Below are 14397 nucleotides of genomic sequence, written 5' to 3'. Positions count from 1 at the left end.
TCCGCTCTTGCTTGACTGCAAGCGCGCTGTTTCCAAGAGCGGACGAGACGTCCGCGCACCCGGATTGTCAGATCTCGCCGAGCCCTTTCAGCCGCTCCAGCACGGCCTCGCGGCTGGCATAGGCTTCCTGGCGGTCGACGTTCCAATAGCGCAACTCATCGATCGGGATATGCGTGCCGGTCACGGCGCAGCGCACGTAATTGCCCGGCTTGAGGATGCGGAAATCGGAATCGAGGTACTGGACCTGTGCTTCGCCGGGCAAAGTCATGCGGCTTTCGTGACGGTTCATGGAGGCGCTGGCCTATGTGTTGCTGATCTTGTCGAAACTATAACAGAGCCAATTCTAATCGTCGAACAGGCTCGGTTGCGGACCGGCCTGTCCGCTCTTCGGCTTGGCTTTCGCCACGCCTGGGGCCGGCGGGGGCGCACCCTTGCCCACGATGAAATGGCCATCGACGAATTGCAGGTCGAGGCTCGCTGCGGCCTGGGCTGCCGCGACATTGCGTATGGGGCTGCCTTGCTCGTCGCGCACCAGGGCAAAGCCGCGCTGCAGCACGCCCTGGTAGGAATAGGCTTCCAAGAGCACGGCGAAGCGGTCGAGCCTTTCGCGCTGGGCCGATGTGCGCGCGGCCGCGGCCTGCAGCAGGCGGCCGGCGAGGCTCGACAGGCGCTCGCGCCCGGCCTCGCTGCGGCGGGACAGCAAGAGCGGGGTGAGCTGGCCGGCTCGGCCGGCAAAGGCCTCGCGCTTGCGGGCGAGGGCGATGCGCGCCGAAGCCTCCAGGCGTTCGGCGATGGCGTGGAAGCGGTCGCGGCTGCGGTCGAGCCGGTTGGCGGGGCTCTGCGTCAGCAGCCGGCGGGTGAGGGCATCGTAGCGCTGGTGGTGGCGGCGGGTGTTGAGCGTGAGCGCGTGCACCAGGCGGCCGGCGGCAAGGTCGAGTTTCTGGCGCGGAGTCGCGAGCAGGGCCTCGCCACTGGGCAGGGCCCGGCCGAGATTGCGCAGGTCCTGGCGCCGGCGCTCGATCATGCGTAGCGCATGGCCGGTGAGGCGGGCGCCGAGATCGTGCAGATTGGCGAAGAGGTCGGCCCTGACCGGGACGGCCATTTCGGCGGCACCGGTCGGCGTCGGGGCCCGGCGGTCGGCGACATGGTCGATCAGCGTCCAGTCGGTCTCATGGCCGACCGCCGAGATCAGCGGGATCGAGCACGCCGCGGCGGCGCGCACCACGACTTCCTCGTTGAACGACCACAGATCCTCCAGGCTGCCGCCGCCGCGCGCCACGATCAGCACGTCCGGGCGCGGGATCGGGCCGCCGGCCGGCAGGGCATCGAAACCGGCGATGGCATTGGCGATCTCGGCGGCCGATGTCTCGCCCTGCACCCGCACCGGCCAGACGATGACCCGGCGCGGAAAGCGGTCGATGATGCGATGCAGGATGTCGCGGATCACGGCGCCGGTCGGCGAGGTGACCACGCCGATTACCCGCGGCAGGAAGGGCAGGGGACGCTTGCGGCCCTCGTCGAACAGGCCTTCGGCCGCGAGCTTGCGGCGGCGCTCCTCCAGGAGCGCCATCAGCGCACCGAGGCCGGCCGGTTCGAGCCGGTCGATGATGATCTGGTAGGAGGACTTGCCGGGGAAGGTGGTCAGCCGGCCATGGGCGATCACCTCCATGCCCTCCTCGGGGCGCTGGCGCAGCCGGGCGAGATTGCCCTTCCAGATCACCGCATCGATCTTGGCGCCTTCGTCCTTGAGGGCGAAATAGGCGTGTCCCGACGCCACCGGGCCGCGATAGCCGGAGATCTCGCCCCGCACGCGCACATAGCCGAAGGCATCCTCCACGGTGCGCTTGAGGGCGCCGGAGAGCTCGGAGACGGACCATTGAGGGGCGTTGGAGGGCTGAGAATCAGGAGAATTGTCGGGCATGGCGGCCATCTTACATGGAGTGCGGACATCTTGTCCGCTCTTCACTCTGAACGCTGGCGGTTCAAGAGCGGACATCGCGACATAAGCATGTCGCTGGGATGTCCGCGCTCCAAGGAAATGCCGGCGGGTACTATCCCGCGGCCCCGAATCCGGCCTAGAATTGTATGAACAATCAAAACAACAGGCGGAGGCAACGATGAAGGCGGTGCGGCTCGATGCGGTGGGAGAGCTTTTTCTGAAGGAGGTGGAAAGGCCGAAGCCTGGGCCGGGCGACCTGCTGGTGCGGGTCGAGGCCTCCGGCATTTGCGGCACGGACCGCCATCTGCTCAAGGGCGAGTTTCCCTCCAAGCCGCCGGTGACCCTGGGCCACGAATTCTGCGGCATCATCGAGGAAGTCGGCCCCGGCGTGCAGGGTTTTCGCACCGGCAAGCGGGTGACCGGCGATCCCAACATCGTGTGCGGGCGCTGCGTGCACTGCCAGAACGGGCGGATCAATCTGTGCCGCAATCTCACCGCCATCGGCATTCACCGCGACGGCGGCCTGGCCGACTATGTGATCGTGCCGCAGCAGCAGGCCTATGAACTGCCGCTGTCCCTGAAGGCCAGCCATGGCGCCTTCTGCGAGCCGATTGCCTGCTGCCTGCACGGCATCGACATCGCCGACATCCAGCCGGGCTCCTCGGTGATCGTGCTCGGCGGCGGGGTGATCGGGCTGATCACGGTGCAACTGGCCAGGCTTGCCGGCGCGTCACGCGTGGTGCTGTCCACGCGCCAGGCGGTGAAGCGCGAGCTGGCCGAGCGCGTGGGCGCCACCGCCAGCATCGATCCCACCCGGGGCGATTTCATCGCCAACGTGACCGGCCCCGACGGCCTGCTACCCGGCGGAGCCGACGTGGTGATCGAATGCGCCGGCGTGGCCGAAACGGTGGAGCAATCCTTCCGGCTCGCCCGTCCCGGCGGCACCGTGGTGATCCTCGGCGTGATGGCGCAGGGCGAGAAGGTGGCGGTCGAGCCCTTCGATATCCTGTTCCGGGAGCTGAAGGTGTTCGGCTCCTTCATCAACCCCTTCACCCATCGGCGGGCGGCCGAGCTGGTGGCCAGCGGAGCCCTCAAGCTCGACGAGCTGATCTCGCGCGAGGTCAGGCTGGAGGAGGTGCCCGCCATCATTGCCAGGCCGGCCGGGCCGGGCGAGGTCAAGATCCTCTTCGTGCCCTGACAAGCCGCCGGACCGTAAACGTTTCGTGAACAAAAAGCTGGCGCGGGGCTGGCGACTCGGCCGGGAAGACCTATCTTGCAGGGCATGAAGGCTGGGAGCGTGCTCCCAGCCGCCCCGTATTCTGGCGAGATTGCATGCCCCGTAAACCGCCTTCCCTCGACAAGACGCAGGCCCGGCGCATCTGGCTGAGGGCCCAGCGCCTCGACAGCCTGGCTCCCTTCGGCGACGGGCCGCAGGCGACTCCTGCGGCGACCGCGCATCTGGGCTATGTGCAGATCGACACCATCAACGTGATCGAGCGCAGCCACCATCACATCTTGTGGACGCGCATTCCCGACTATCGCCGCGACCATCTCGTCCAGGCGCAAAGCGCCGACAAGTCGGTGTTCGAATATTGGACGCATGCGCTGTCCTATATTCCCACCCAGGACCTGCGCTACTTCCTGCCCGACATGAAGGCCTATCTCGACCGGCCCAATGGCTGGTTCGAGAGCGTGTCGAAGGCCGATCTGCGCAAGGTCCTCAGCCTGATCCGCAAGGGTGGGGCTCTCTCCATCCGCGACATCGACGACGACGTGCTGGTGGAGAAGACCCATCCCTGGGCCAGCCGCAAGCCTTCGAAGAAGGCGCTGCAGCTGGCCTTCTATACCGGCGTGCTGACCATCAGCGCCCGCGTGGGCATGCTCAAGACCTATGAGCTGATGGAGCGCCATTTCGGCTGGGCTGAGCAGCGGGACCTCAAGCCCAAGCCGGCCACCGAGCGCCAGCGGCTCGACTACATCATCGACCGGGCGCTGCGCGCGCAGGGGCTGATCAGCCTCGATTCCATCTGCCATCTCGATGCCGGCCGCAAGGGTGCGGTGCGCGAGCGCCTCGAAAGCCGGGTGCGGCGCAAAGACCTGGTGGCCGTGGAGGTCGAGGGGGCCGGCAAGACCGAGCATTGGGCCAGCCCCGAAACGCTCGACGCCGTCGCCGCGGCGCCGCCGGCCGAGCTCGTGCATATCCTCTCGCCCTTCGACCCCCTGGTGATCCAGCGCAAGCGGTTGAAACTCTTCTTCGACTATGATCACCGCTTCGAGGCCTATGTGCCGAAGGAAAAACGGGTTTTCGGCTATTTCGCTCTGCCGGTGCTGGTGGGCGAAGAGGTGGTAGCGGCCATCGATCTCAAGACGGACCGCGCCGCCGGCAAGGTGCTGATCCAGCAATGGAACTGGGTGGGCGAGGGCGATGCCGCCGCCCACAAGCCCGCGATCGAGGAAGCGCTGGGACGGTTCGAGGCCTTCCAGCTGGCGGAGTGATGCCGGCACGTTATCGATGCTGATGGGCAGCATCCACTGTTGCCTAAAAGACATGTCATCCCGGGCGGGGTCGAAGACCCCGGGAAGGGGATCCAGGAGTTACAGGACGAAACTCATAGCCCCTGGATCCCCTTCCCACGGCCTTCGGCCGCGCCGGGGATGACGGGAGCACTTGTTTTCCAATTCTGGTCAGATCAACGAGTACTCGGACCGGATGCTCGTTCGTTCTGGTTTGCCGTGCCCTTTCACGGGCACGGCGTTACTGGTCGGCTATTTTGCGTCGGCGCGCAGCTTGTCGTTGCCGCGGTTCCCGTCGGGGATCTTGTGGTCGGGATCGAGGGTGGCCTGCACCACCTTCTTGCCGGGCTCCACGATGACGGTGGTCGAGGCTTGCCTGATCCAGCTTTCGGCGGGCAGACGATAGTCGCGATGGCTGCCGTCGGCGAAGTCGACCCGCAAGGTCACCGGCATGACCAGCTTGTCGTGGCTGCCGACGGTGATGGCCGTGCCCTTGGGCGCCTTGTCCTTGTTGTCCTTGTCCTTGTCGTCGGTCGCCGGCCCGATCTTGTCGATGGCGAGGTCGAGCGTCCAATTGTGGTCGTACCAGCCGCGCCACCACCAGGAGAGGTCCTCGCCGGTGCTGCTTTCCATCGCCCGGAAGAAATCGTCCGGCTTGGGATGCTTGAAGGCCCAGGCCGCGGTGAACTGGCGGAAGGCCGCGTCGAAGCGCTCCGGCCCGAGGATCTGCTCGCGCAGCAGCACGAGGCCGAGCGCGGATTTGAAATAGGTCACCGGGTGGCGGTATTTCTCGATCACGGTGTCGGCCCGCGAGAGGATCGGCGGCGCGTCGCGGTCCTTCAATACCTCGATGATCTCGTCGACGGGATTGCCACCGCTCGGCGCATATTCGACATCGCGTTTGGGCGCATATTCGCCATGGTTGAAATCGTCCGACTCATAGACGTCGATGAAGGTGTTGAAGCCTTCGTCCATCCAGGCGTCGCGCCGCTCGTCGAAACCGACGACCATCGGAAACCAGGTGTGGCCGATCTCATGGGCGGTAACCCAGAACAGGTCCTTGGTCTTGTCGCCAATGCCGTCGAAAAGCAGGCCGGGATATTCCATGCCGGCGAGATCGTCGGGGCCGGCGATATTGACAGCGACCGGCCAGGGATAGGGATACCAGCGGGCCGAAAAGCGTTCGACCGCGTCCTTGAGATATTCGGTCGAACGGCCCCAGCGCTCGCTGCCCTGGCTTTCAGCCGGGTAGAAGGACATGGCGAGCGCCGACTTGCCGCCCGGTAGGTTGATGCGCGCCGCGTCCCAGGCAAAGGCGACCGAGGCTGCGAAAACCACGTCGCGGCTGTTCTGCATGCGATAGTGCCAGGTCAGCGTGCCGTCCTTCTTCGGGCGTGACTTGGGATCATCGATTTCCGGGACGCTGCGGATGGTCACGGTCTTGTCGCTGGCGCGGGCCTTCTTGAGCCGACTTTGCTGCTCGGATGTCAGCACCTCCTGCGGGTTTGCCAATTCACCCGAGCCCGCCACCAGCATGGTGCTCGGTGCCGTTACCCAATAGTCGAAATTGCCATAGTCGAGATAAAACTCCTGGGCTAGGTAGGGCAGCGTGTCCCAGCCGCGGATGTCGTCATAGACGGCCATGCGCGGATACCATTGCGCGATCTCGTAGACGGGCCCGGCCTTGGCCTTGCCCCAGCCCATGCGCCCGCCCCATTCGCCGGGAATGGCGAAGTGATAGCGGATGTGGAGCTTGACCTGCCCGCCCTTGGCGGCCAGCGGCATCGGCAGGGCGATGCGCAGGCGTGTGTCGCTGACGGTATAGGAAACGGGTGCTGCCTTGCCGCCGCCGATCGCGACGCTGTCGAGCACGAAGCCGTCCGTGGTGCCCTCGCGCGCCTTGCCGTTGGCGTAACCGCTGCGGCTGTCGGTCTTGTAGATGTTCTGGTCGAGTTGCAGCCAGAGCTCGGTCAGCCGGTCGGGGCTGTTGTTGGTATAGGTGATGACCTCATCGCCGCTGATGGCAGGCTGATCAGGCTGGAGCGTGGCATGGATCTGATAATCGGCCTTGTTCTGCCAATATTGAGGACCGGGCAGGCCATCGGCCGAGCGATAGGCGTTGACGGCCTGCGCCGGCGGGCGCGGCGCAAAGGTTTCCCGAGGCTGATACTGTGCCAGGGCCGGCGTCGCAGCCAGACAAAGGAATGCAATCGGAAAAAGATGCGCGGGCCGCCGCCTATGATGCAAGAATCGTTGGTATATTTCTGCCGTATTCATGGAAATACCTGCTGTCGATGGACTGTCCCCTCCATCCCAATCGGATATCCCCGCTCACTTCTTAGAGCATGAACGCTGTCCTCGCCATGATTTGTACGACCGATGCAACAAATTGATGCCGGAGGCGGGACGACTGCCCGGTCCCGGCATCTTGCCGGGTGTCGTCGACATGAATAGGATGGATGCGTCGATCGGATGTTACATGTGCGACGTCCCGGCACAGGGAGGCGCGGCGTGAGCGAAGCGGGGACAAGGAAGCCGGCCCGATCCGAAAAGCAGGCGCCGCGGTTGTCCGTCGGCTTCATCCTGGCGCGTCACTTCACCCTGAACGCCTTTGCCAATTTCGTCGACGTGCTGCGCCTGGCGGCTGACGAAGGCGACCGCAGCCGGCCGATCCGCTTCGAATGGAGCGTGCTGTCCGACACCATGAGCCCGATCGCCTCCAGCAGCGGCGTGGTGGTCGCCCCCACCGAGCGGCTGGGGGACCCCGGCAAGTTCGACTATATCGTGGTGGTGGGCGGGTTGATCGACGAGGTCCCGAAACTCAGCCCCGCCTATTCGCGCTATCTCCAGCGGGCGGCGGCGGCCAGGGTGCCGCTCGTCGGCGTGTGCACCGGCGCCTTCATCCTGCACCATGCCGGGCTGATGGAGGGCTATCGCTGCTGCGTGAGCTGGTTCCACCACACCGATTTCCTGGAGCAGTTCGACGGTCTCCAGCCGGTGTCCGACCAGATCTTCATCGTCGATCGCGACCGCCTCACCTGTCCGGGTGGTGCCAGCGCGGCCCATCTGGCGGCCTTTCTGGTCGAGCGGCATCTGGGCAAGGCTGCCGCGACCAAGAGCCTGCACATCATGATGATCAACGGGGCGGAGGTCGGCGAGGCGCCGCAGCCGAGCCCGACGCTCGATTTCAACACCTCCGATCCCTTCGTCAGGAAGGCGCTGCTCCTGGTGCAGCAAAGCCTGGATGCGCCGCTCTCCGTCGGCCAGATCGCCCGGCATCTGGGCATCACCAAGCGCCGGCTCGAGCGCCATTTCGAGAGCGCGCTCGCCACCTCGCCGCGCGCGGCCTTCATGGAGATGCGGCTGTCGCTCGCCCGGCATATGGTCGAGACCTCCAACAAATCCTTCGCCAAGATCGCCATGGAGTGCGGCTTCTCGGATTCCGCCCATTTCAGCCGGCGGTTCCGTCAGCGCTTCACGACGACGCCGAGCGAATTCCGCCAGGAATGGCAAATTAATTCGGGGACAGTTTACTAATTTAACGCGACCGGTCATGATCGGCGCATGGCTCGTATCGCCCGCCTGGTCGTTCCCGGTTTCGCCCATCATGTCACGCAGCGGGGCAATCGCCGCGAGCGCGTGTTCTTCTGCAACGAGGATTACCGGGCCTATCTCGATCTCCTGAAGATCTATGCCCCGAAATCGGGCACGCGGCTGATCGCCTGGTGCCTGATGCCCAATCACGTTCATCTGCTCGCCATTCCCACCGAACCGGACGGGCTCAGGGCCATGCTGGGCGAGACGCATCGGCGCTACACCGCGCGCATCAACACGCGCCAGCAATGGACCGGGCATCTGTGGCAGGGACGCTTCGGTTCCGTGGTCATGGACGAGACGCATCTGGCCCATGCGGTCCGCTATGTCTGCCTCAACCCCGTCCGCGCGCGCCTGGTCGAGCGGGCGCGGGACTGGCCGTGGTCGAGCGCGCGGGTCCATCTCGACGGCCGCGACGACGGGCTGACCGATCTCGGCCCCGTGCGCGAACGTTTCCCCGATATCGCCGGCCTCCTGCAGGCCAGGGAGGACGAGAGGGCGGCGAACGTCCTGCGTCTGGCGGAGACGTCGGGCCGGCCGCTCGGCGGCGGCGCCTGGATCGAACAGCTGGAGGCCGTGACCGGCCGTGTCCTCAGGCCGCAGAAGCGGGGCAGGAAGAGCAAGCTGGACGAAGGGGACCGGTCGACATCGCGGTGAAATGAACGGAAAATCGGGGACAGTTTACTAATGACGTAGCTTCGCTTGATCCGTACGTGGACTCACCGTTGAAATTAGTAAACTGTCCCTGAATTAATCTCCTCGCTCATGGCACCAGGTCAGTGTCCTTGACCGATTCCATCACCACGAAGGTCGAGGTGTTGGCGACATGGGGCAGGCTCGAGATGCGTTCGCCCAGCACTTGGCGATAGCGGCGGATATTGGCGGTGCGCACCTTGAGGAGATAGTCGTAGGAGCTTGCGATCATATGGCATTCCTCGACTTCCGGGATCTTGAACACCGCCGCGTTGAAGGCCTTCAGCGCGGCCTCGCGCGTGTCCGAAAGCTTCACTTCCGTATAGGCGATATGGTCGAGGCCCATCTTGCTGGAGTCGAGAATGGCGCGGAAGCCGCGGATGTAACCCTCGTCGACAAGGCGCTTCAGCCGCTGATGGCACGGTGTCTTGGAAAGCCCAATCTTTTCAGACAGTTCGGTGATGGAGATGCGGCCGTTTTCGACCAGCGCATCGATGATCTTGCGGTCGTACCCATCCAGATTTCCTGTTTCTGTATTTTTTGCCATCCGAAAATCCTACGAAAATCAAAAACAAAAGATTTAATACCTATAAATGCACATATCGTTGGTAAAAAAGCAACATCGCGCCGTGCTATCTGATCGTCGAAACGTCAAAGCGTTTTGCCTGAGGTATCATCGCCAATCCGGGCCAATGGCACCTGACGTTTTCAAGAGCGAGACCGCCATGACGACATCTGCCGCACTCAGCCAAAATCCCCAGCCTGCCGCCAGGCCCTTCGCCGATTTTGCGCCGCCGATCCGGCCGCAGACGCCGCTGCGCCAGGCCATCACGGCGGCCTATCGCCGTTCCGAGGAGGAATGCGTGGCGGCGCTCCTGGAGCAGGCCAGCCTGCCGGCGGGTGTCAGGGAGGCGATCAGCGCCACCGGCCGCAAGCTGATCGAGGCGCTGCGTTCCAAGCGCCGGGGCGGCGGTGTCGAGGCGCTGGTGCATGAATATTCGCTCTCCAGCCAGGAAGGCGTGGCGCTGATGTGCCTCGCCGAGGCCCTGCTGCGCATCCCCGACATGGCCACGCGAGACGCCCTGATCCGTGACAAGATCGCCGATGGCGATTGGCGCTCCCATGTCGGCGGCGGGCGCTCGCTCTTCGTCAACGCCGCGACCTGGGGCCTGGTGGTTACAGGCAAACTCTCGAACACCGTCAATGACCGCGGCCTGTCGGCGGCGCTGACCCGGCTGATCGCCCGTTGCGGCGAGCCGGTGATCCGCCGCGGCGTCGACATGGCGATGCGCATGATGGGCGAGCAGTTCGTCACCGGCGAGACCATCGCGGAAGCGCTGAAACGCGCCCGGCCGCTGGAGGAGAGAGGCTTTCGCTATTCTTACGACATGCTGGGCGAGGCGGCGACCACCGCTGCCGATGCGACGCGCTACTACAAGGACTACGAGACCGCCATCCACGCCATCGGCCGCGCTTCGGCCGGCCGCGGCATCTATGACGGGCCCGGCATCTCCATCAAGCTCTCGGCGCTGCATCCGCGCTATGTGCGCGCCCAGGCCGAGCGGGTGATGGCGGAATTGCTGCCCAAGGTGAAGGCGCTGGCCGCCATCGCTAAGCAATACGACATCGGCCTCAACATCGACGCCGAGGAGGCCGACCGGCTCGAACTCTCGCTCGACCTCCTGGAGAGCCTGTGCGAGGACCCCGATCTCAAGGGCTGGGACGGCATCGGCTTCGTGGTCCAGGCCTATGGCAAGCGTTGCCCGTTCGTGCTCGATTTCATCATCGACCTGGCGCGCCGCACCGGGCACCGCATCATGGTGCGCCTGGTCAAGGGCGCCTATTGGGATGCCGAGATCAAGCGGGCGCAGGTCGACGGCCTGCCCGACTTTCCGGTCTTCACCCGCAAGGTGCACACCGACGTTTCCTATATCGCCTGCGCGCGCAAGCTGCTGGAGGCCACCGACGCCGTCTTCCCGCAATTTGCCACGCACAATGCCCAGTCGCTCGCCACCATCTATCATCTGGCCGGTTCCGACTTCAAAACCGGCCAATACGAGTTCCAGTGCCTGCACGGCATGGGCGAGCCGCTCTATGACGAGGTGGTCGGGGCGCACAAGCTGCGCCGGCCGGCCCGCATTTATGCGCCTGTCGGCACGCATGAGACGCTGCTTGCCTATCTCGTGCGCCGTCTCCTGGAGAACGGGGCGAATTCCTCTTTCGTCAATCGCATCGGCGACCCCAATGTTTCGGTCGACGAACTGATCGCCGATCCGGCCGAGGTGATCAGCGCGATGGCGGTGGTTGGGGCGCGCCACGACCAGATTTCCCTGCCCGCCCAGCTCTATGACGAGCGTGCCAATTCCGCCGGGCTCGACCTTTCCAACGAGACGACGCTTGCCGAGATCGGCGCAATCCTCAAGGAGAGCGCCGGCCGGGCCTGGACGTCCGTGCCGCAGGTTGCTGGCGCTCGCAGTGCCGGAGAAAGCCGGCCCGTGCTCAATCCCGGCGACCATGAGGATGTCGTCGGTGAGGTGACCGAGGCCACCGAGGCCGATGTCGCCACGGCGATGGCGAACGCGCAAAAGGCGATGCAGGGCTGGTCCCGCTGGACACCGGGCGAGCGCGCGACCGCATTGGAGCGCGCCGCCGACATCATGCAGAGCGAGATGCCGGTGCTGCTCGGCCTGATCATGCGCGAGGCGGGCAAGTCGATGCCGAACGCCATCGCCGAGGTGCGCGAGGCCATCGACTTCCTGCGCTATTACGCCGACCAGGCCCGCCTTACGCTGGGCGTCGCCCATAAGCCGCTCGGGCCGGTCGTCTGCATCAGCCCGTGGAATTTCCCGCTGGCGATCTTCTCCGGCCAGGTTGCCGCCGCTTTGGTGGCGGGCAATGCCGTGCTCGCCAAGCCGGCGGAGGAAACGCCATTGATCGCCGCCCAGGCCGTGCGCATCCTGCACGAGGCCGGTGTCCCGGCCGATGCCCTGCAGCTCCTGCCGGGCGACGGCCGGGTCGGCGCGGCACTCGTCGCCGCGCCGGAGACCTCTGGCGTGATGTTCACCGGCTCGACCGAGGTGGCGCGCCTGATCCAGGCCCAGCTCGCCACGCGCCTCGGCTCCCATGGCAAGCCGATCCCGCTGATCGCCGAGACCGGCGGCCAGAACGCCATGATCGTCGATTCATCGGCCCTGGCCGAGCAGGTGGTCGCGGATGTGATCGCCTCTGCCTTCGACAGCGCCGGGCAGCGCTGTTCGGCCCTGCGCGTGCTCTGCCTGCAGGAGGATGTCGCCGACCGCACCCTCACCATGCTCAAGGGCGCGCTGAAGGAGCTCAGCATCGGTTCAACCGACAGCCTGAAGGTCGATATCGGCCCCGTCATCACCGCCGAGGCCAAGGCCACCATCGAGGGCCATGTCGAGGCCATGCGCGGCCGCGGCCGCAAGGTGGAGCAGGTGGCGCTGGGCGAAGCGACGCAGGCCGGCACCTTCGTGGCGCCCACCATCATCGAGATCAACGAGCTGGCCGATCTCTCGCGCGAGGTCTTCGGGCCGGTACTGCATGTGGTGCGCTACAAGCGCGACGATCTGGAACGCCTGATCGATGCGATCAACGCGACCGGCTACGGCCTGACCTTCGGCCTGCACACCCGCCTCGACGAGACCATTGCCCATGTCACCAGCCTGGTGAAAACAGGCAATGTCTACATCAACCGCAACACCATCGGCGCGGTCGTCGGCGTGCAGCCCTTCGGCGGGCGCGGCCTGTCGGGCACCGGTCCCAAGGCGGGCGGGCCCCTCTATCTCGGGCGTCTGGTCGACACCCCGCCAATCCCCCCGCGGCACAGCTCGGTCCATACCGATCCGGTGCTGACCGACTTCGCCAAATGGCTGGGACAGCGCGGCATGAACAATCTGGCCCAAGATGCGCGCGAAATCGGCGGCGACTCCGCCCTCGGCCTGGAGATCGAGCTGACCGGCCCCGTCGGCGAGCGCAACCTCTATGCCCTGCATCCCCGGGGCCAGATCCTGCTGGTGCCGCAAACCGAGATCGGCCTGCACCGGCAGCTCACCGCGGCGCTCGCCACCGGCAACAGCGTGGTCATCGACGCCACCTCCGGCCTGCAGCCCGTGCTCAAGACCCTGCCGGCCAGCGTGGCGGCGCGGGTGAGCTGGAGCAAGGACTGGAAGAAATCGGGACCGTTCGCCGGTGCCCTGGTCGAGGGCAGCGCGGAGCAGATCCAGGAAGCGAGCAAGGCCATCGCCGCCTTGCCGGGGCCGCTCGTCCTGGTGCAAGCGGCCTCCTCGCAGGAACTTGCGGCGAAGGCGGACGCCTATTGCCTCAACTGGCTCCTGGAGGAAGTTTCCACCTCGATCAACACCACGGCCGCCGGCGGCAATGCCAGCCTGATGACGATTGGGTAGGGGACAGGCAGATGCTCGCCTTACCGTGCCCGAATGAACATCGCCTTGTTCCCCCGGAAACCTCTATCCCCAGCCGAGCTTGAAACTTCGCTCCATGGCGATTGTCTTGTCGCCGCGCGCCGATATCTTGGCGCCTGCGCCGATCCCATGAATCGGCAGCAGTGGAGACGACAATGACGGATGGACGGCGGGCTGTGGCGAATACCGGGAAAGGCCGGACTTTCCTTGCGGCATCTTTGGCGAGCGCGTTGATGCTGGGCGCCCCGGCGGCCATGGCTGCGGCGATGGGCATGGGGGACGAGCCGCCCTCCACCAGCAGCGAGGTCAAGGGCGTGGCATTCCGCCTTCTGACCACCCTGCCGCGTGCCCCCCGGGCGGTGGAAGGAGCAGACGAGTGCAGCCAGCTGGTTGTCAAGCCTGCCTCTGAAGCCGGCCGTGTCGTGGCGGAGCGCGGCTGGGCCGTGACGGGCGAGGCCAAGCTGGGGACCTCCCTGCGCGCCGTCAGCTTCGCCGGTGGGTTCGAGCCGGGCACCAGCGGTACCTGCTTGGTCAATGACGGCAATGTCGGTGTCTTCGACGGCGGCAAGCTGGTTGCCCTGCTCTATGCCGAAAAAGGCTCCAAGCAGTCGCTGGGCCGCGTTCAGGCTCTCGAAGGGGGCGGGGTGCGTGTCATCGACGGCGATTATCTCGCCACACCGATCGGCGATATCCGCTCGATCGACGACTACAAGTTCGAGTTCAACCCCGTGGCGGCCAGTGACGGCGTTTGCGGCGGCCGTGCCAAGGTGCCCAACATCAACAACATGCCGATCGACAAGGCGCGCGCCGCGCTGAAGGCGAATGGCTGGGAGCCGGTGCCTTCGAGCGAGCAGGATCGCACCGACAGCCGCGTCGCCGAACTCGTCAAGCTCGGCGTGATCGAGGCGGAAGCCTGCTCGGGCACCGGCCTCGGCTATTGCAGCTACAATTATCGCGGCGAGGCGGGCACCCTGTCGGTCACCACGGCGGGTGACAACGACTACCCCTCGGTGTCGGACTATGACGTGAAGTGCAATTGAGGCTTCGGCCGGCGCAAGCGGGCTTGAACTCACGCGACCATTGTCATAGCCGGGCTTGACCCACGGCTGTCCGGTTAAGTTTCAGTTCCATTGCAGCGCCATCTGAGGTGACGGAGGAGGCGGTGGCGGCGGACCTGTGATGAGTTTGTCGATACGGCGTCGATGCATGAGATTG

The 14397-nt window shown here is 65.5% G+C and carries 10 protein-coding genes; 6 read left to right on the top strand and 4 right to left on the bottom strand.

The window, feature by feature from the left end:
- Window positions 1–67: 67 nt before the first annotated feature.
- Together ABXS05_RS28890 and xseA are read right to left on the bottom strand one after the other, a co-directional pair.
- Entirely contained in the window at window positions 68–289 is a 222-nt protein-coding gene (locus ABXS05_RS28890; RefSeq protein WP_105862435.1) for a DUF2093 domain-containing protein, read from the bottom strand.
- 54 nt (window positions 290–343) lie between these two features.
- Window positions 344–1921 (bottom strand): exodeoxyribonuclease VII large subunit, encoded by a 1578-nt coding sequence (xseA, locus tag ABXS05_RS28885; RefSeq protein WP_367626256.1) that lies wholly within the window; start codon window positions 1919–1921, stop codon window positions 344–346.
- Between the two features lie 196 nt (window positions 1922–2117).
- Here xseA and ABXS05_RS28880 point away from each other — a divergent pair, with 196 nt between their 5' ends.
- Window positions 2118–3137, top strand: coding sequence for a zinc-dependent alcohol dehydrogenase family protein (locus tag ABXS05_RS28880; protein ID WP_367626255.1), 1020 nt, complete (start codon window positions 2118–2120; stop codon window positions 3135–3137).
- A gap of 134 nt (window positions 3138–3271) precedes the next feature.
- Window positions 3272–4435 (top strand): winged helix-turn-helix domain-containing protein, encoded by a 1164-nt coding sequence (locus ABXS05_RS28875; RefSeq protein WP_367626254.1) that lies wholly within the window; start codon window positions 3272–3274, stop codon window positions 4433–4435.
- Window positions 4436–4705: 270 nt separating this feature from the next.
- On the opposite strand, the gene ABXS05_RS28870 is transcribed toward ABXS05_RS28875, so the two are convergent.
- Entirely contained in the window at window positions 4706–6700 is a 1995-nt protein-coding gene (locus tag ABXS05_RS28870) for a M1 family metallopeptidase (protein WP_367626253.1), read from the bottom strand.
- A 264-nt stretch (window positions 6701–6964) separates the two neighbouring features.
- Here ABXS05_RS28870 and ABXS05_RS28865 point away from each other — a divergent pair, with 264 nt between their 5' ends.
- Window positions 6965–7990 (top strand): GlxA family transcriptional regulator, encoded by a 1026-nt coding sequence (locus tag ABXS05_RS28865; protein WP_367626252.1) that lies wholly within the window; start codon window positions 6965–6967, stop codon window positions 7988–7990.
- 27 nt (window positions 7991–8017) lie between these two features.
- Window positions 8018–8704 (top strand): REP-associated tyrosine transposase, encoded by a 687-nt coding sequence (locus ABXS05_RS28860; protein WP_367626251.1) that lies wholly within the window; start codon window positions 8018–8020, stop codon window positions 8702–8704.
- Window positions 8705–8810: 106 nt separating this feature from the next.
- On the opposite strand, the gene ABXS05_RS28855 is transcribed toward ABXS05_RS28860, so the two are convergent.
- Window positions 8811–9287 (bottom strand): Lrp/AsnC family transcriptional regulator, encoded by a 477-nt coding sequence (locus tag ABXS05_RS28855; protein ID WP_367626250.1) that lies wholly within the window; start codon window positions 9285–9287, stop codon window positions 8811–8813.
- A gap of 178 nt (window positions 9288–9465) precedes the next feature.
- Between ABXS05_RS28855 and putA the strand changes: the two genes are divergently transcribed.
- Window positions 9466–13164: a trifunctional transcriptional regulator/proline dehydrogenase/L-glutamate gamma-semialdehyde dehydrogenase gene (gene putA, locus ABXS05_RS28850; protein WP_367626249.1), complete on the top strand. Its 3699-nt coding sequence runs from the start codon at window positions 9466–9468 to the stop codon at window positions 13162–13164.
- Window positions 13165–13415: 251 nt separating this feature from the next.
- The gene (locus ABXS05_RS28845; RefSeq protein ID WP_311943218.1) at window positions 13416–14222 is read left to right on the top strand and encodes a hypothetical protein; all 807 of its coding nucleotides are present in this window, start codon (window positions 13416–13418) and stop codon (window positions 14220–14222) included.
- The last annotated feature ends 175 nt before the right edge of the window (window positions 14223–14397 follow it).

It is taken from the genome of Labrys neptuniae (genome assembly GCF_040797145.1).
Classification (GTDB): domain Bacteria; phylum Pseudomonadota; class Alphaproteobacteria; order Rhizobiales; family Labraceae; genus Labrys; species Labrys neptuniae.
The sequence above is the reverse complement of the archived record's forward strand: the minus strand, read 5'-3'. Positions and strand labels throughout refer to the sequence as shown.

Coding starts and splice junctions, on each gene's coding strand:
- ABXS05_RS28890 (WP_105862435.1), bottom strand. CDS start 289: ATGAACCGTCACGAAAGCCGCATGACTTTGCCCGGCGAAGCACAGGTC.
- xseA (WP_367626256.1), bottom strand. CDS start 1,921: ATGCCCGACAATTCTCCTGATTCTCAGCCCTCCAACGCCCCTCAATGG.
- ABXS05_RS28880 (WP_367626255.1), top strand. CDS start 2,118: ATGAAGGCGGTGCGGCTCGATGCGGTGGGAGAGCTTTTTCTGAAGGAG.
- ABXS05_RS28875 (WP_367626254.1), top strand. CDS start 3,272: ATGCCCCGTAAACCGCCTTCCCTCGACAAGACGCAGGCCCGGCGCATC.
- ABXS05_RS28860 (WP_367626251.1), top strand. CDS start 8,018: ATGGCTCGTATCGCCCGCCTGGTCGTTCCCGGTTTCGCCCATCATGTC.
- ABXS05_RS28855 (WP_367626250.1), bottom strand. CDS start 9,287: ATGGCAAAAAATACAGAAACAGGAAATCTGGATGGGTACGACCGCAAG.
- putA (WP_367626249.1), top strand. CDS start 9,466: ATGACGACATCTGCCGCACTCAGCCAAAATCCCCAGCCTGCCGCCAGG.
- ABXS05_RS28845 (WP_311943218.1), top strand. CDS start 13,416: ATGCTGGGCGCCCCGGCGGCCATGGCTGCGGCGATGGGCATGGGGGAC.